Genomic DNA, 17,825 nt, shown 5'->3' with positions numbered 1-17,825 from the left:
GGCCGGATTGGCAGCTCCTTTTTTTCTGTGTTATAGTAATTCCCTTACGATTTTTTTGGAGGTCATGATAAATGGAGAACTTTACGTACTACAATCCGACGAAACTGATTTTCGGAAAAGGTCAAATCGACCAATTGAAAAAAGAGCTGAAGCAATACGGGAAAAACGTGCTGCTTGTTTACGGAGGCGGCAGCATTAAGCGAAACGGCCTGTATGACCAAGTAACAGGCATCTTAAAAGAAGAAGGCGCAACCGTTCATGAGCTTGCGGGCGTTGAACCGAACCCGCGTCTGGAAACGGTAAATAAAGGAATTGAGCTGTGCAGACAGCATGAGATTGATTTCCTTCTCGCAGTCGGCGGCGGAAGTGTCATCGACTGTACAAAAGCGATTGCGGCCGGTGCGAAATATGACGGCGACGCATGGGACATTTACAGCAAAAAAGTAACGGCGCAGGACGCGCTCCCGTTCGGCACGGTGCTGACGCTTGCGGCGACAGGCTCTGAAATGAACCCTGATTCCGTTATCACAAATTGGGAAACAAACGAAAAATTCGTATGGGGCAGCAATGTCACTCATCCGCGTTTCTCCATTTTAGATCCTGAGAATACTTTCAGCGTTCCGGAAAACCAAACCGTATACGGCATGGTGGATATGATGAGCCACGTATTTGAACAATACTTCCACAATGTTGAAAACACGCCGCTTCAGGACAGAATGTGTTTTGCGGTCCTTCAGACGGTAATTGAAACAGCGCCGAAACTTTTGGAAGACCTTGAGAACTATAAGCACCGCGAAACGATTTTATACGCGGGTACGATCGCATTAAACGGCACGCTGCAAATGGGCTATTTCGGCGATTGGGCTTCCCATACGATGGAGCACGCCGTATCAGCGGTTTATGACATCCCTCACGCGGGAGGACTTGCGATTCTGTTCCCGAACTGGATGAGATACACGCTTGATACAAATGTAGACCGTTTTAAAAACCTCATGCTTGATATGTTTGACATTGATACTGAAGGCAAAACGGATAAAGAAATTGCGCTTGAAGGGATCGATAAATTGTCCGCGTTCTGGACAAGCCTCGGCGCACCGTCCCGCCTTGCGGATTATGACATCGGCGAAGACAAGCTTGAGCTGATCGCAGACATCGCCGCAAAAGAAATGGAATACGGCGGATTCGGCAATTTCCAAAAACTGAACAAAGATGACGTACTTGCCATCTTAAAGGCGTCACTGTAAGATACATTCCCGGCCGGAGTGGTTTTCAAGCTGCAGATGTAACCGTTTTGGGAGTCCCTCTTTCCGGATTTTCTATTAGTTCATTAGGAGCAAGTGAAACACCCTTTTCCATGAGACAACTATGGAAATCGTTTCATCCGTAAAGGACCAATTAACTTTGCGATTGCCTGTCATCTATTTACACGCAATCTAAATCATGAAGATGAAGAGCCGCGAATTTAAAAAAGGGGCGCTGATTCAATCAGCGCTCCTTTTTATGCATTTTGTGTACTAAGGTCCCGCTGCGCCCCCATATAGCTTCCCATTAAGTTTTGATAACCGGGAAGATGACTGGAGATTAATGCGCCAAAACCTTCAACGTCGTTGCGCCAATCACGCTGTAACTCGCATGCTGCGCTGAACCAGTTCATAAGCTGCGCGCCGCCATGAGCCATACGGGTTAATGAAGCATCTGCTACTTGCTTATTAAACGTCCCCGAAGCATCTGTCACAACAAACACTTCGTAGCCTGCTTTAATGGCAGAAAGCGCAGGAAAAGCAACGCAGACGTCTGTTACCACCCCCGCGATAATCAGCTGTTTTTTGCCGGTCGCTTCAATGGCTTTAACAAAGTCTTCATTGTCCCATGCGTTAATTTGTCCGGGACGGGCTATTTTTGGCGCATCAGGAAAGAGATCAGCGAGTTCTTGCATGAGCGGTCCGTTGGGTCCATTTTCAAAGCTGGTTGTTAAAATAACCGGTAAATCAAAGAATTTAGCCGTATCACCGAGAGCCAATACATTGTTTTTAAATTCATCAACGCCATAGTCACGCACGAGACCGGAAATAAGGCCGGTTTGATGGTCAACTAAAAGCACGGCAGCATCATCTTTTGAAAGACGGGAATAAAGATCAGACATTTTATCATCCTCCTTGAATTAAGGCAAGTCAGTTGGTCAATGGAAAACGGTAAATCTATTCATATGCTGTATAGATAGAAAGTTATTTCTGAGGTGACTTTTCGTGAGGGTGATGATCCTTCAATTAATCCGGAACGGGAACCGGAGCATGATCAATCCAATGGATGAACTGTTGTAAATAGCGTTGAAGATAACGTTTTGTTTGTTCATCCGTAAGTATGTTTTGAGCGGAATCAATTTTCTCATGGACTTGCGAAATCAGCATTTTTTGAAAGGGCAGAACATTGACTTGCATAGCTTCGAGTACTTCTCTCATTTGCATTTGACCAAAAGAGGTGCCGAACCCTCCGGGGGTTGCTCCGATTAAGCCAACCGGTTTTCTGTTTAAAACAGAAGAGGTCCGCGGTCTCGATGCCCAGTCCAATGCATTTTTTAATACCCCCGGAATTCCTGAATTGTACTCTGGACTTACAATGATGACGCCGTCAACGTCTCGTATATCAGCTCTAAAGGATGTTACGGAGTCTGGTGCTCCGGCGATTTCTAAATCTTCGTTAAAAAAAGGAAGACTGTCTATTTCAACCCAGCGAAATTGAGCCGCATTATCGAAGTCAATCAATGATTGAGCAATCACTCGATTATACGAGTTTTTTCGTAAACTTCCACAAATAAGACCAATGGTTTTAGTCATAAAATCACCTCCCGGTTTAAAATTATTTTCATCTTAACATGATACCCCAAATATAGACACTCTTTTTAAAAATGGACATTTATTCCTTAATATACCTGCGCGGCAGCCTCTCAAGAGGAGTACTATATAAAAAGAACCGTCCCATCGGTATTGGCGATGGATGTCAACCTGCTCCAAAGTAAAGGTGATACGTTCCTGGATCACCAACATTTGATTCGTTACCTCTTTCACGATTATTACAAATATAACTATTTCGAATCCGGGATATTGTATAAAAAATGAACGCATCTTCAGCGCTAATCCCGTATTCATCATGCCTTCTTCATGACTTGATTTAGCGGGTGAGTTCATATAAAGTGAAAGAGAAAACAATTCACCGTGATGGAGGGACAAGCAAATGACGCATGTACGCTTTGATTACTCAAGAGCGTTACCTTTTTTCAATGAACATGAACTTACATACGCACGTGATTTCGTAAAAACGGCACACCATAATATCCATGAAAAAACAGGCGCCGGAAGCGACTTTTTAGGCTGGGTGGACCTCCCTGAAAACTATGATAAAGAAGAATTCGCGCGCATTAAAAAAAGCGCTGAAAAAATCAAATCAGATTCAGACGTGCTTCTCGTCGTGGGTATCGGCGGTTCATACTTAGGCGCCCGCGCGGCGATTGAAGCGCTCAATCATTCTTTCTATAATGTTCTGCCGAAAGATAAGCGCAAAAACCCTCAAGTTATCTTTATCGGCAACAATATCAGCTCAACTTATATGAAAGATGTTATGGACCTTTTGGAAGACGCTGATTTCTCTATCAATGTCATTTCTAAGTCAGGCACGACGACGGAACCTGCAATCGCTTTCCGGATTTTCCGCAAACTTCTTGAAGAAAAATACGGAAAAGAAGAAGCGAAAGCGCGGATTTATGCGACAACTGATAAAGAGCGCGGCGCTTTAAAAACGCTTTCTAATGAAGAAGGCTTCGAATCATTCGTTATTCCTGATGATGTCGGCGGACGTTTCTCCGTTCTGACTGCGGTAGGCCTTCTGCCGATTGCGGTAAGCGGGGCTGATATCGATGAAATGATGAAAGGCGCTCTTGATGCAAGCAAAGACTTTTCCAGCTCGGAATTAGAAGAAAACGCGGCTTACCAATACGCCGTCGTCCGCAACGTTCTGTATAATAAAGGAAGAACCATTGAAATGCTCATCAACTATGAGCCTGCGCTGCAATACTTTGCGGAATGGTGGAAGCAGCTCTTCGGCGAAAGTGAAGGAAAAGATGAAAAAGGCATCTATCCTTCTTCCGCAAACTTCTCAACAGACCTTCACTCTCTCGGTCAATACGTGCAGGAAGGCAGACGCGATCTGTTTGAAACCGTATTAAACGTTGAAAAACCGAAGCATGAGCTGACAATTGAAGAAGCGGAAAATGATCTCGACGGCTTAAATTACTTAGCCGGCAAAACGGTCGATTTCGTCAACAAAAAAGCGTTTGAAGGCACGATGCTTGCCCATACAGACGGAAAAGTGCCTAACTTAATTGTCAATATTCCGGAGCTTAACGCATATACATTTGGATATCTCGTCTATTTCTTTGAAAAAGCGGTGGCGATGAGCGGTTATCTGCTCGGAGTCAACCCGTTTGATCAGCCGGGTGTTGAAGCCTATAAGGTGAATATGTTCGCGCTTCTCGGCAAACCGGGCTTTGAAGAGAAAAAAGCAGAGCTTGAAAAACGCCTTGAAAAATAAAAAGAAGGGCTGGCCCTCAGCATGACGGGTCAGCCTTTTTTAAACCGTGAAAGGTGTGATGATGAATTGATGCGGCTTTTATGTAAGCATGTCTTCATTTCCGTCTGTTCCGCCGCTATCGTCTATTCGGCACTAAAACTGTCTCCTGAATCCCTCTTGCAAACCATCCTGTTTTTCGCTTTTCCTCTCGGCTTGTTTACGGACATGGTCCGGCTGAAACTGAAGGTTGGCCGGATGCATACGCTGATCACGAAGTGCTGTCTCTATGCCGCCGTTTTCTATATTTCAACGGAAGCCGTTCTCTCCGCAATTGTGACGTATGTTCTGATTGAATGCGCCGTTACCTCTTTTCAGCGTCTGTCTGCCGCTCCCGGTTCTTCCCGGACGCCGTATGAAGATACCGCAGAGCGGGGACGCTAAAGACAAAAAGGAGCATATGCACATGATCAGCATACCATCTTCACTTGAAGGGCAATCGTTTTTACTCCGCGAATTGGAACAGGTGATGAAACCAATCGGTTATACCATCGGAGGCGGCTGGGAGTATGACCGCGGGTTCTTTGATTACAAAATTTCCGATCAGGACGGCTATTTATTTCTCCGTATCCCTGTTGAAGCAAATAAGGGACACCTGGATGAACGGGGGGCCGCCGTTACAATCGGCACACCCTTTTTGCTGAGGCACGTTTATCAACAGGAAACGGATGATGCAGCAGGCGGCGGTGTTTTTGAGTCATTATTCAACCAATTCTCCGAGCCGAAACGGCGGGATGCGGCAATTGACCGCTCATATACAGATATCGGCATCTCGCTTGTGAAAGAGCTGGAAGACGTCCTGCTGCATTAAAGAGCCAAAAACAGATCAGTATCGAGCACCTGGTATGACAGGGGAGGGGTCAGCATCGGCCCCTCTTCTTTTTGTATGCCGATGATCGTGGTATTCCGTTTGAGATAATAGAGCGCACAGTCATGATAAGATGAGCCCTTCAGTTCCTCGGGGACGGGAATGATGCGAACCTTTTTCTCCAGCGTCAGATCTGACAGCGTTTGCGGTTTGGCAAGCTGCAGCTTGACCCGGTAATGCTCAAACATCACCCGGCTCGACAGGCGTGATGTGCACAGAATCTTATTGGCTCCTGCGCGCTCGGCGTTTTTGACATACCGTTCCGTTAAAATTTCTACGATACAATAAACAGACGGATGCAGCCCTTTGATGGCGAGAAGCGTTAATACCGACAGCATATCAGCTTCGGATTCATTTTTCTGCTGGTCCGCTGTCAGAATGACGGTATCAGCTTCCGTAATATTCGCCTTATTGAGCGTGCTGTCATCAGCGGCATGTCCGCGGATGAAATGGACGTTTTCAATAAGCGGCCCTTCCCTTAATGAATCATCAATCAGGACGACAGTTTTTGACGGTGCGATGTGCTGCAGTTCTTTCAGCAGCATATGCGATTTTTCATTCCATCCGATAAGAATGACGTGCCCCTTGCCTTTAAAGGCGACCTTCCCTTCGACATAGCGGTGCTGTTTGCTGAATACGGCTGAAGAAAGCGTGGCGAAATAGGCGGTCACAAAACTCGCTCCGCTTAATACAAGCACCATGCCGGCAATCTGCCCGAGCGGCGTCTGCGGAACGTAATCGCCGTAGCCGACTGTGGCCACCGTAATCACCGCCCACCAAACCCCTTCAAACACAGACGTGAACTGCTTCGGTTCGAGCATGTATATGAGTTGGCCGAACAATAAAATCAAGGCGATAATGATCAGCCCGATCCGAACATATAACGGCCATCTCAGCCAGGAAATAAATATACGGTTTGATTTCATTCGTCCGGCTCTTCTTTCGACAGAGAGATGGATAAAATCTGCTTAATAATGGTGTTTAGTTTTTCGTCCAGCTGTTCCTGGCCGTATGAGTCACGCGCATGTCTGATTAAATCGGCCGTCTCATCTTCAAACTGAATGAGAGGTTCGTCGTTTTCCGATTCATTATAGAGCTGGATGAAGGCGTCAAGCCCTTCGTTCATTCTGTCTATCGCATTGCTCAGCTGTTCTTTCTCGCCATTTGTCACTTTCATGTCGATCACACCTGTATCTTTTTTTATACAGTATGTCCCAGTTCGTTTGATGTCTTTCAAAAATCGCCGAAAACATATTCACCCTTATTTTTTCATATGATAAAGAAAGCGGACCGAAAAAGGGTGAGTCAAATGACGGTCATTCAAAAACTGTTGGCGGCGCTGGCCGGAGCGCAGCTGCTTGCTTCGGCGGCCGTATTGCTTATTTTCGATTTGAATGGATACAATCACATGTCCGGCGGATTTTCATGGCTTGTTTTTGCAAAAGAGACCGCAGGCACGTTTCCGTTTTACATCGGAATGGCCGGGTGTATCCTCATCATGCTCGGAGGATTGATTCCTGTCAGAAAAAAGAAGCGGATTTCTGTACAGGAAAGCGGGCAATCATTAAAATAATATATAAGCAGATCGTACGATATAAGAGAAAAAGGAAGAGGATAATATGCTGTTTATCTTTTTAACAATTGCTGCATTGGGATTGTCGTTTTGGGCACAATTTAAAGTGAAAAGCAATTTTCAGAAATACTCAGACGTGGAAGCCTCCAGTCAGCGGACGGGGGCGGAAACGGCAAGACGGATTCTTGATATTAACGGTTTATATGATGTGCCGGTAGAACCGGTAAGAGGCACTTTAACAGACCATTACGACCCGACGGAGCGGGTGGTGCGTTTATCTGAGCCGGTATATTACGGCCGCTCCATTTCCGCCATTTCCGTCGCTTCTCATGAAGTCGGACATGCTTTGCAGCATCAGGAATCATACGGCGCGCTTGTGCTGAGGCACAAAATTTTTCCGGTCGTCAATTTTGCCTCCGGGGTTGCCCCTCTGCTTTTCTTGGGCGGGATGCTCCTGGGCAGCTTGAACTTAATCGGACTCGGCATTATTTTGTTTTCGGCCGCTGTTTTTTTCCAGCTTGTCACACTGCCTGTCGAGTTTAATGCCAGCGCGAGGGCGAAGCGGATTATCGTGTCGGAAGGATTCATTCGCAACAGTGAAGAACACGGCGTGAATAAAGTGCTGAACGCCGCCGCGCTGACGTATGTGGCTGCGGCGCTCGTTTCATTATTCGAGCTGCTTCGTTTTGTGATGATTTTCTTAAATGGTCGTGATGAGAATTAACACGAAGGAGGTGGCCCCTTACCGTTTGCGGTAGGGGTTTTTTTGCTTATATTAAAACTGATTCTCATTATGCTGTTAATCGGATTAACGGCCATCTTTGTCGCTGCGGAATTTGCGATTGTCAAAATCCGCGGTTCAAAAATCGCGGAGCTGGTTGAAACCGGAGACAGCCGGGCGCTCGCGGCGCACAGGGTGATTTCAAATCTCGATGAATATTTATCAGCGTGCCAGCTCGGCATTACGATTACGGCGCTCGGACTCGGCTGGCTCGGTGAACCGACGATTCAGCGGCTTCTTCATCCTGTTTTCAGCCTGATCGGAATGCCGTCATCTATTACGCACGTCGTCACGTTTATTGCGGCGTTTATCGCCGTCACGTATCTGCACGTCGTCATCGGAGAGCTTGCGCCGAAAACGATATCCATTCAAAAAGCCGAAGCCGTCAGTCTGTGGACGGCGAAACCGCTCATTCTGTTTTATAAAGTGATGTATCCGTTTATTAAGCTGTTAAACGGCTCAGCCGGATTTTTGGTCAAGCTGTTCGGTTTTCATTCGGTGAAAGAACATGAGGTCGTGGTCAGTGAAGAAGAATTGCGGCTGATTTTGTCCGAAAGCTATAAAAAAGGTCAAATCAATCAATCTGAATTCCGTTACGTCAATAAAATATTTGAATTCGATAATCGGGTCGCCAGAGAAATCATGGTGCCGCGCACCGAAATCGCCGCCATCTCGCTTGAACAGTCAGTTGATGAAGCCATACATTTGATCATCAACGAACGGTATACGCGATATCCGGTTATTAAGGAAGACAAAGATCACATTCTCGGCATTATTAACAATAAGGATTTATTTAAAGCGTATTTTCTCGGCCGCTCCATTGAATTAAAAGAAATTATGCGTCCGGTCATCAGAGTCATTGAAAGCATCCCCGTTCAGGAGCTTTTGATCCGCATGCAGAAGGAGCGGATTCATATGGCGATTCTCGTTGACGAATACGGCGGCACGGCGGGACTTGTGACCGTCGAAGACATATTGGAGGAAATCGTCGGGGAAATCCGTGATGAATATGACCAGGATGAAATGCCCCACATCGTCAAAAAAGGCGAACACCATTATGTGATGGACGGCAAGGCGCTCATAGAAGAGGTGAATGATCTCCTTGATATCGCCATCGAAAATGAAGACATTGACACGATTGCCGGCTGGCTCTTAACACAAAAAATGGAGCTGAAAAATGGTGATGTGTTTCATGCCGAAGGGTGTGAATTTAAGGTGCTGGAAGCGGAAGACCATCATATCCGCTTCGTTGAAATTAAAAAAACTGATTTCTGAGCCTCCTGCTTTTGCAATGAGGCTTTTTTTATGGAAAAAATGCTTCTTCGTCCCGCTCCTTCATATGCTGTAAAGAAAGGAGTGTCGATATGAAAACGGATTGGTGGAAAACGGCGGCCGTCTATCAAATTTATCCCCGAAGCTTTATGGATTCGAACGGGGACGGAATCGGCGACATGAACGGCATCAGAGCAAAGCTTCATTACATAAAAGAGTTGGGGGCGGATGTGATCTGGCTTTGTCCCGTTTTTGACTCGCCGGGCGCGGACAACGGCTACGATATTCGGAATTATAAACAAATTGCCGGCGAATTCGGGACGATGGAGGATTTTGACCGGCTCCTTGCGGATGTCCATGCGCTCGGCATGAAGCTGATTATAGACCTCGTCATTAACCATACAAGCGATGAGCACCCTTGGTTTATCGAATCACGCTCAGCGAAAGATTCCGAAAAACGGGACTGGTACATCTGGAGAGACGGAAAAAACGGCAAAGAGCCGAACAATTGGGAAAGCATTTTCGGCGGATCGGCGTGGGAATATGATCAAGAGACCGGCCAGTATTACCTGCACCTGTTTGACAAAAAACAGCCTGATTTAAATTGGGAAAACGAAGCGATGAGGCAGTCCGTTTATGAGATGGTCCGCTGGTGGCTTGATAAAGGCATAGACGGCTTCCGGGTGGATGCCATTTCTCACATTAAGAAAAAAGAAGGGCTCCCTGACATGCCGAACCCGGACGGTCTCCCGTACGTCCCGTCTTTCCCGTATCATATGAATGGGGAAGGCATAATGGATCTCTTAAAAGAGCTGAAGCGGGAAACATTTTCTCGCTATCCGATCATGACGGTCGGCGAGGCGAACGGAGTGGCGGCTTGGGAGGCGGCTGATTGGGCCGGTGAAGAAAACGGCGTCTTTCAAATGATTTTTCAATTTGAACATCTCGGCCTCTGGGATACGGAAGATGATCAAAGCATCTCCATTCCGGCGCTTAAGCGCGTCTTGTCCGACTGGCAGAACAGCCTTGAAGGAAAGGGCTGGAATGCGTTATTTATGGAGAACCATGATCAGCCCCGTTCCGTTTCGGTATGGGGTGACGAACGGTTTTTGACAGAAAGCGCCAAGGCACTCGCCGCGATGTATATGCTGATGAAAGGCACGCCGTTTATTTACCAGGGGCAGGAGCTCGGAATGACCAATGTTTCGTTCCCATCCATTGAAGATTATGATGACGCCGCAATTAAATATCTGTATGAAAAAGAGACGTCCCGCGGCGTTCCGCATGAACAAGTGATGAAGATCATCTGGAAGAAGGGCCGGGATAATTCACGGACACCGATGCAATGGAGCAGTGAGGCGAACGGCGGGTTTTCTGATGCTTCTCCGTGGATCGGAGTGAATTCGAATCACACATGGCTGAACGCTGCATCACAATTGCAGGATGAAACATCCGTATACCATTTCTACAAACGGCTGCTCGCCCTCAGAAAAGAACACGGCGTATTGATCAGCGGCACATATGAATTGCTGCTTCCGAATGACCGGCAGATTTATGCCTATCTAAGAAAAAACGGAACAAAAACCGCCCTGATCATCACAAATCTGTCCCAAACCCCCGCTTTATACAGGCATCCCGGTTATCCGCTTGACTCCGATTCTCTCGTGCTTGCAAACGCGGAAACAGAAGCGCACCGCCATGTGACATCCTTTCTGTTAAAGCCTTATGAGGCCCGCGTATATATATGGTGAAAAACTTCAGTCCCGAGGCTGAAGTTTTTTGTGATCTGCGTTTATCATCGCGATCCGACAGGAAAAGACAAATACAGAAACGAATATGGGAAAGGAAGAGAAAAAGAAAGGAGGCATTCATATGCTGAAAAAATTGCAGATTCAAACAAAAAAAAGGGATGAAATGATCGACATCACACATGAAGCCGAATCTTTTCTCCGCGAAACAGGCGTAAAAAACGGTTTGGCGCTCATATACTGTCCCCATACCACCGCCGGCATTACCATCAATGAAAATGCCGACCCGGATGTGAAAAGGGATATGCTCCGCAGGTTTGACGAAGTGTATCCGTGGGAGCACGAACTGGACCGGCATATGGAGGGAAATACGGCGGCACATATGAAAGCGAGTACAACCGGCGCCTCTCAGCATGTCATCATAGAAGACGGGCGCCTGATACTCGGAACATGGCAGGGCGTTTATTTTTGCGAATTTGACGGTCCGCGAAACAGAACATGTTATATCAAAATACAGGCTGAAACGGAGGAAAACAAATGAGTGAGTGGATGGGTCCATTATCATTAACAAAGCCCGTCATTCAGGCGCCGATGGCCGGCGGACTGGTCACGCCGCGTCTGGCTTCGGCGGTATCAAATGAAGGGGCGCTCGGAAGCCTCGCTTCAGGATACGTCAGCCCGCAAGCGCTTGAAAAACAGCTTATCGAGATGAAAGAGCTGACGGACCGCTCCTTTCAAGTAAATCTTTTCGTCCCGGAAGAAAGACAGATGCCTGAGGCGGAACTCGTTGAAAAATGGAAAGCCCGCATCCCGAGGGCAAAAGACGCCAAGCCGTTCTCTGATCTGAAAGAAGAATGGAATGATTTCGAGGAAAAAGCGGAGCTTCTGATCCGTTACGGAATCAAAGCGTGTTCATTCACCTTCGGCCTGCCGCCGGAAGAAACGGCGGAAAAGCTGAAGAAAAGCGGTTGTTTCCTTTTCGGCACGGCGACAACGCCGGAGGAAGCGAAGGCTTTTGAAGAACGGGGAATGGACGCCGTTATCCTTCAGGGAATAGAAGCCGGCGGGCATCGCGGGTCGTTTCTGCCGGTTAAAGGAGAACCGGCTCTCGGCCTTATGGCGCTGATTCCGCAGGCTAAAGACGCGCTGGATATCCCGGTGATTGCGGCAGGCGGCATTTTTGACCGCCGCGGGGTGCAGGCGGCCCGATGTTTGGGTGCGGACGGCGTTCAAGTAGGAACACCGTTTCTCCTTTGTGAAGAAAGCAGCGCCTCACCGGCATACCAAAAAGCCATTGCCGAATCAAAAGGAGCCGATACGCGGCTGACCACCCTGTTTTCGGGAAAACAGGCGCGGGGAATCGTGAATCAGTTCATGAAAACATATGAAGCTGATGAGGGAAAAACGCTGCCTTATCCGCTGCATAATACGCTGACAAAGCCGATGCGCGGGCACGCGGCTCAATCAGGAGACGCGGAGTATATGTCTTTATGGGCCGGCCAGTCCGCCGCGAAACTTGAAGGGCCGACAGACGTGAAAACCGTTTTGGACGGATTGTGCGAATCATAATCCAGAAATCGTGAGGTGATGGATGATGAAGATTCTTCAAATGTCCTATAAAAAAAGAGGGATTATTGAGTTTGTCTTTGAAGATTTTCCACATTCCAAAGTCACCATGGCGCCGATTAAAGGGTATTATTTTGTCCGCGCCATTAAATGGAGCAGACGGGACAGAGCCGTCACCCGCCATGATTTAGAGAAGTTTGAATGGGCTGCAAATCAAGCGCTCGGCACGACGGCTTTTTACCGGAAAAGAAAAGCATTTCACATCCCATCGTCACAATGACAGACGATGGGATTGTTTTAATGCATGATCTGATAAAGCGCGGGTGCATCAAGCCTTGTTGCCTGGTTAAGCAGATAAGCCGGCTGCACGGCATTTTTTTTTCTTAAAGAATTCAATCTCTGGATGATTTGTTCAGCGGTCAGAATCCCGAGACCGTGGGCGAAATATTGATCATTCCCCATCACAATGACATTTTCTCCCCGCCACTGAGCCTTTGCAGGGTTAAAATCAGGATTTTTAAAATATAAACAATCTCCCCGTAAAAAGTGGCTGCCGGTTTCCGTGTAGATCGGCAGGTGCTCATAGTGCCAGTCATACAAAGTGATATTCCGGAAACGCAGGTTAAACCGTTCTTCACCGATTGTCTTTAAGACGGCCAGATAATAAATCACAACAATGGCGGTAGCGCATTCAAATGCGTAAAACGCCCCGTTTTCAATAATGTCCCGAATCGCTTTTGAAGCGGGAATCCTGTACTTCAGCTCCAGGGCTCCTTCCGGCGTCAGTCTCCAATAAGCCGTATTTCCGTATGTTTTGGCGAAAGTTGCAAATTTCACACCTGATCCGTGCAGTTCTCTTGCGGCTTCCACAATATGGCGGCGCAGCCGCACCTCGAACATCAGTTCAGCAATCGACCCGTAATCGAATTGTACGGGAGAATTGAGCAGGTCATTTATATACGGAACAAGGCTTTCTTCCGTCTGCCAGTTCGCGATGTCCTGAGGCCGAAGCACTTGGCCGGATATGATAATCATCTGCGCGCCCCCTATCTTTTTTTATAAGATATGCAGGAAGCTTGGGCAATGAAAATCAAGTCATAAAAAAGGAGGAAATGTTAACAAAATGTGAAGACTGAGCCGATATATAAGGTATCACACTTGAGGGAGCAGCTTAATATGAAAAAATTCATTAATTGGTGCACAAAGGCATCGATTTCACGTAAATTAATCATTTCATTTATCGTGATCTTAATCATACCGATTCTCGTGTTAGAATTCAGTTCATACCATACGGCGAGCAATTCGCTGGATGATCAGATTTCAGGCAACGCGAAAAATAACATCGAATCTTTTAACACAACCATTACAAATGATATCGGCGCAAAAGCAAAGGCGATTGAATTTTTCAGCGAAACGTTAAAAGGGTCATCCTTCTCAAAGAAAAACATGTCTGCTCTTGAAGAAAAGTTCGGGCAATACACGTCTATTCATAAGGACGTAGCCCGCATTTACGGAGGTACGGAAGACGGCAGCTACGCACAGGCGCCGAAGGAGAATACTCCGGCCGATTACGATCCGAGAACACGCACTTGGTATAAAGACGCTGTGAAGGCCGGCGGCACGCTCGTTGTCACCGACCCTTACACCGCGGCAAGCGACGGCAGCATGGTCGTTACCGTGGCAAAGCAGATGCAGGACGGAACAGGCGTAGTGGCCATGGATATTACGATTGACCAGCTGCTGAAGCAGATGCAGGGAATCAAAATCGGACAAAAAGGATTCGTGTTTATCACGTCCAAAAATAAAACCTATGTCGCGCATAAAGACCACAAACCGGGCGATAAAGTTTCAACCCCGTGGCTGAATGAGGTATACAGCAAAGACAGCGGCATTATTTCATACCAGCTCGATGATCAAAATAAAAAAATGGCGTTTACGACAAATAAACTGACCGGATGGAAAATAGAGGGGAGCATGGAGCTCAACGAAATTAAAGACGCCTCACAACCGGTGCTGACGATGGGGATGATTGTCCTTGCAGCATCCATTATCATCGGGGGAATTTTAATTCTGTTGATTGTCAGATCCATTACGTCACCGCTGAAACGGCTTGTCCGCTCTTCTAAACAAATCAGCGGCGGAGACTTGACCGAAACCATTGATATCCGCTCGAAAGATGAATTGGGCGAACTCGGAGCGAGCTTTAATGAAATGGGAGAATCTCTGCGCGGACTGATCAGCGCGATCCAAAACTCTGTCGACAACGTGGCCGCGTCATCGGAAGAGCTGACCGCATCAGCTTCGCAGACAAGCAAAGCGACGGAACATATTACAATGGCGATTGAGCAGTTTTCAAACGGAAACGAAGAGCAAAGCGAAAAAGTCGATTCAAGCTCAGCCAAGCTGAATCATATAAACGACGGACTCGCCGCCGTTTCCCGCACATCATCATCCATTACGGAAGCATCTAAACAATCGAAGGAAGCTGCCGGCACCGGGGAAGAATATGTGCAGCAAACCGTCGGGCAGATGAATCTCATCAATCAATCGGTCCAGCAGGCGGAAGCGGTTGTAAAAGGCCTTGAGGCCAAATCAAAAGACATCGCTCATATTTTAAGAGTCATCAACGGCATTGCCGATCAGACAAACCTGCTTGCATTAAATGCAGCCATTGAAGCGGCAAGAGCCGGTGAATACGGGCGGGGCTTCTCAGTAGTAGCCGAAGAAGTGAGAAAGCTTGCCGTCCAATCCGCCGGTTCTGCCAAAGAGATTGAAAAACTCATTCAGGAAATCACGGCTGAGATCAATACATCGCTTCACATGTTTACATCCGTCAATGAAGAAGTTCAATCAGGACTTGCCGTGACGGACCGCACGAAAGAAAGCTTCCAGAATATCTTCGGCATGACGAACGATATCGCCGAGAAGCTTCAATCGATGAACGGCACGGTTGAACAGCTGTCAGACAGCTCTCAGCACGTTTCAGCTGCAGTGACGGATATTGCGGACGTATCACGGGAAAGCGCAGCAAGCATTCAGGATATTGCCGCATCCGCAGAAGAACAGCTTGCATCAATGGAAGAAATCAGCACATCCGCCGATACGTTGGCGCAAATGGCCGAAGAACTGCGGGAATTAACGAAACAATTTAAAATCAACTAGTAAAAAAGGACGCTTTCCAGGTGGAAGGCGTCCTTTTTTATAGTGACAGCCGGATAATTAAATAAAAAGTCTTGCATACAAAGGGAGTACATAGAACTATTTTTCATTTATGACTTAATTTTCAATGTAATAAAAAGGGAGTCGGCCGATATAAACAGTAAATGATTGAAAGAGGTTTACAAAATTGAAAAAAACAGCAAAAAAAATCGCCAGAAAATCAATAGCCAAAAAACTTATTATTTCATTTTTACTGATCTTAATTATTCCGGTAGCAGTATTGGCTGCCGGCGCCTACCGTTCGGCCGCTTCATCCGTTGAAAAGCAAATGATGGAAAGCGCCGAAGGAAATGTGCAAATCTTAAACAATATGATTGATGACCGGATCGGAATGTTTACAAAAAGCTCAGCATATTTCAGCGAATGGGCGACAAGCGCTAAATTTAAAGAAAAAAAACAAACGGAAATGCAAGAAAGGTTCAAACAGTTTATTGAAAGCAATGATAAAGCGTCCGCCATATTTTCAAGCAGCAAGGAAGGAACGTTTACCCGTTATCCGCATGCCGATATGCCGGCCGATTTCAATCCGCTTGAAAGAAGCTGGTATCAGGAAGCCATGGAGAATAAAGGCCAAACCATCATCACGGACCCTTATGAGTCTATCTCAAACAAAAAGATGGTCGTCACCATGGCCCGCGCGGCGCAAGACGGATCAGGCGTCGTCGCCATTGATATAAAAATCGACGATCTCATCACGATGACAAAAGAAGTGAACATCGGAAAAGAAGGATACGCCTTTATCCTCAGCAAAAATAAAAAAGCCGTTGCCTACAGTGATGAAAAAGCCGGCGCGGCGGTATCGGGAAAATGGGTTGATACATTATACAGCGGACAAAAAGGCGACTATGAATATACGCTGAACGGGAAAGCGAAAAAAATGGCGTACGTGACCAATGAAGCGACGGGCTGGAAGATCAGCGGAACCATGTCCGTGGATGAAATCAAAGATGCGGCAAGACCGGTTCTGACTCTGGCCGTTATCATATTGGCGATAGCCATTGCCGCAGGGATGATTTTCATTTATTTTGTCATCCGCTCAATTACCAAACCGTTAAAACGTCTCGTAGCTTCAGCGGAAAAAATCAGCAGCGGAGATCTGACGGAAACCATTGATGTCGGCTCTCAAGATGAGCTCGGCGTGCTCGGTAAAAGTTTTAATCATATGACAGATTCACTCCGTTCGCTTATTCAAGGAATTCAGGACTCTGTTGAACATGTCGCTTCTTCCTCAGAGGAGCTGACGGCTTCGGCTGAGCAGACGAGCAAAGCAACGGAACATATCACCCTTGCGATTGAACAGTTTTCTAATGGAACGGAAGACCAAAGTGAGAGTATTGATAAAGCGACAGCACAAGTGAATGAGATGAAAGACGGGCTCAGCGATCTGGCGGAAGCGGCAGCCGTTGTGACGGAAACGTCAATTGAATCGGCGGAGATATCCGGCGCCGGTGAGCGGCTTGTCAAGAAAACAGCCGGCCAGATGGGCGCTATTGACCAATCCGTAAGTAAAGCGGAGCAAGTCGTACAAGGGCTTGAACTCAAATCGCAGGACATCACCAGCATTTTGCGCGTCATTAACGGCATTGCCGATCAAACGAATCTGCTTGCTTTAAATGCAGCCATTGAAGCGGCAAGAGCGGGAGAATACGGACGCGGTTTTTCAGTTGTTGCCGAAGAAGTGAGAAAGCTTGCCGTCCAATCCGCAGATTCAGCGAAAGAAATCGAATCCTTAATTCATGAAATCGTCAAAGAAATTCATACTTCGCTCGGAATGCTGGAATCCGTCAATCACGAGGTGAAAAGCGGACTTCAGTTAACGGACGAAACGGAAAAAAGCTTCCGGGACATTTCCGCTAAAACAAATCAGATTGCCGGTGAACTGCAAAATATGAATGCAACCGTGGAACAGCTTTCTGCCGGATCTCAGGAAGTATCAAACGCTTCAGAGGATATCGCGGCAGTCTCCAGACAAAGCGCGGCCGGCATTCAGGACATCGCGGCTTCAGCTGAAGAGCAGCTTGCGTCCATGGAGGAGATCAGTTCCTCAGCCGTCACGCTGGAAAAAATGGCGGAAGAATTACGCGAACTGACAAAGCGTTTTAAGATAAACTCTTAATTAAGTCTAAAAGACTAATTTTGTAATAGGTAAAAAGTATGTTTCGTTATATTTCTTCTTTT

The 17,825-nt window shown here is 46.9% G+C and carries 18 protein-coding genes; 13 read left to right on the top strand and 5 right to left on the bottom strand.

The features are described 5' to 3' along the window. Positions 1-71 precede the first annotated feature (71 nt). The gene (locus VP472_RS15200) at positions 72-1,244 is read left to right on the top strand and encodes an iron-containing alcohol dehydrogenase (RefSeq protein ID WP_146275393.1); all 1,173 of its coding nucleotides are present in this window, start codon (positions 72-74) and stop codon (positions 1,242-1,244) included. Between the two features lie 254 nt (positions 1,245-1,498). Here VP472_RS15200 and ycaC read toward each other — a convergent pair whose 3' ends face one another. Both ycaC and VP472_RS15190 read right to left on the bottom strand, forming a co-directional pair. Further along, on the bottom strand, positions 1,499-2,143 hold the full coding sequence (gene ycaC / locus VP472_RS15195; protein WP_003152112.1) for an isochorismate family cysteine hydrolase YcaC: 645 nt from the start codon (positions 2,141-2,143) through the stop codon (positions 1,499-1,501). A 124-nt stretch (positions 2,144-2,267) separates the two neighbouring features. Next, positions 2,268-2,834 carry an NADPH-dependent FMN reductase gene (locus VP472_RS15190; protein WP_003152115.1) on the bottom strand — a complete coding sequence of 189 codons (567 nt, stop codon included), beginning with the start codon at positions 2,832-2,834 and terminating at the stop codon, positions 2,268-2,270. A 397-nt stretch (positions 2,835-3,231) separates the two neighbouring features. On the opposite strand from VP472_RS15190, the gene VP472_RS15185 reads away from it, so the two are divergent. Genes VP472_RS15185 through VP472_RS15175 form a run of 3 tightly spaced genes read left to right on the top strand, consistent with a single transcriptional unit; the run spans position 3,232 to position 5,431 of the window. Further along, on the top strand, positions 3,232-4,584 hold the full coding sequence (locus tag VP472_RS15185) for a glucose-6-phosphate isomerase (RefSeq protein ID WP_007408647.1): 1,353 nt from the start codon (positions 3,232-3,234) through the stop codon (positions 4,582-4,584). Positions 4,585-4,605: 21 nt separating this feature from the next. Beyond that, the gene (locus VP472_RS15180) at positions 4,606-5,004 is read left to right on the top strand and encodes a transporter (RefSeq protein ID WP_070082274.1); all 399 of its coding nucleotides are present in this window, start codon (positions 4,606-4,608) and stop codon (positions 5,002-5,004) included. Between the two features lie 22 nt (positions 5,005-5,026). Next, positions 5,027-5,431 (top strand): YugN-like family protein, encoded by a 405-nt coding sequence (locus VP472_RS15175; RefSeq protein ID WP_003152121.1) that lies wholly within the window; start codon positions 5,027-5,029, stop codon positions 5,429-5,431. On the opposite strand, the gene VP472_RS15170 is transcribed toward VP472_RS15175, so the two are convergent. Then, complete coding sequence (locus VP472_RS15170; RefSeq protein WP_015240465.1) at positions 5,428-6,414, bottom strand: potassium channel family protein; 987 nt, start codon at positions 6,412-6,414, stop codon at positions 5,428-5,430. The genes VP472_RS15175 and VP472_RS15170 overlap by 4 nt on opposite strands. Then, complete coding sequence (locus VP472_RS15165) at positions 6,411-6,665, bottom strand: protein mistic (protein ID WP_003152123.1); 255 nt, start codon at positions 6,663-6,665, stop codon at positions 6,411-6,413. Before VP472_RS15165 ends, VP472_RS15170 begins: the two co-directional genes overlap by 4 nt. A gap of 132 nt (positions 6,666-6,797) precedes the next feature. Here VP472_RS15165 and VP472_RS15160 point away from each other — a divergent pair, with 132 nt between their 5' ends. The 7 genes from VP472_RS15160 (at position 6,798) to VP472_RS15130 (ending at position 12,708) form a co-directional block, all read left to right on the top strand. Then, positions 6,798-7,061 carry a YuzI family membrane protein gene (locus VP472_RS15160; protein ID WP_014305698.1) on the top strand — a complete coding sequence of 88 codons (264 nt, stop codon included), beginning with the start codon at positions 6,798-6,800 and terminating at the stop codon, positions 7,059-7,061. Between the two features lie 46 nt (positions 7,062-7,107). Further along, positions 7,108-7,785, top strand: coding sequence for a zinc metallopeptidase (locus tag VP472_RS15155; RefSeq protein ID WP_003152125.1), 678 nt, complete (start codon positions 7,108-7,110; stop codon positions 7,783-7,785). Positions 7,786-7,827: 42 nt separating this feature from the next. After that, positions 7,828-9,117, top strand: coding sequence for a hemolysin family protein (locus VP472_RS15150; protein WP_007408640.1), 1,290 nt, complete (start codon positions 7,828-7,830; stop codon positions 9,115-9,117). Between the two features lie 89 nt (positions 9,118-9,206). Beyond that, positions 9,207-10,865: a glycoside hydrolase family 13 protein gene (locus tag VP472_RS15145; protein ID WP_146275389.1), complete on the top strand. Its 1,659-nt coding sequence runs from the start codon at positions 9,207-9,209 to the stop codon at positions 10,863-10,865. Between the two features lie 121 nt (positions 10,866-10,986). Beyond that, the gene (locus VP472_RS15140) at positions 10,987-11,403 is read left to right on the top strand and encodes a secondary thiamine-phosphate synthase enzyme YjbQ (RefSeq protein WP_070082271.1); all 417 of its coding nucleotides are present in this window, start codon (positions 10,987-10,989) and stop codon (positions 11,401-11,403) included. Then, on the top strand, positions 11,400-12,431 hold the full coding sequence (locus VP472_RS15135; protein WP_070082270.1) for an NAD(P)H-dependent flavin oxidoreductase: 1,032 nt from the start codon (positions 11,400-11,402) through the stop codon (positions 12,429-12,431). The genes VP472_RS15140 and VP472_RS15135 overlap by 4 nt, the downstream gene beginning before the upstream one ends. Before the next feature lie 25 nt (positions 12,432-12,456). After that, positions 12,457-12,708 carry a hypothetical protein gene (locus tag VP472_RS15130; protein ID WP_070082269.1) on the top strand — a complete coding sequence of 84 codons (252 nt, stop codon included), beginning with the start codon at positions 12,457-12,459 and terminating at the stop codon, positions 12,706-12,708. A gap of 17 nt (positions 12,709-12,725) precedes the next feature. Here the strand turns inward: VP472_RS15130 and VP472_RS15125 are convergent, their stop codons facing one another. After that, a complete protein-coding gene (locus tag VP472_RS15125; RefSeq protein WP_070082268.1) occupies positions 12,726-13,463 on the bottom strand; it encodes a protein-glutamine gamma-glutamyltransferase in 738 nt (245 codons plus the stop codon). A 141-nt stretch (positions 13,464-13,604) separates the two neighbouring features. On the opposite strand from VP472_RS15125, the gene tlpB (VP472_RS15120) reads away from it, so the two are divergent. Beyond that, on the top strand, positions 13,605-15,590 hold the full coding sequence (tlpB, locus tag VP472_RS15120) for a methyl-accepting chemotaxis protein (RefSeq protein WP_146275387.1): 1,986 nt from the start codon (positions 13,605-13,607) through the stop codon (positions 15,588-15,590). Between the two features lie 184 nt (positions 15,591-15,774). Then, a complete protein-coding gene (gene tlpB, locus VP472_RS15115) occupies positions 15,775-17,763 on the top strand; it encodes a methyl-accepting chemotaxis protein (protein WP_070082267.1) in 1,989 nt (662 codons plus the stop codon). Positions 17,764-17,825: the final 62 nt, after the last annotated feature.

The organism is Bacillus sp. MT(2024) (assembly GCF_036362845.1).
Classification (GTDB): Bacteria; Bacillota; Bacilli; order Bacillales; family Bacillaceae; genus Bacillus; species Bacillus velezensis.
Note: the sequence above shows the minus strand (reverse complement) of the source record. Positions and strands in the feature narration are given on the sequence as shown.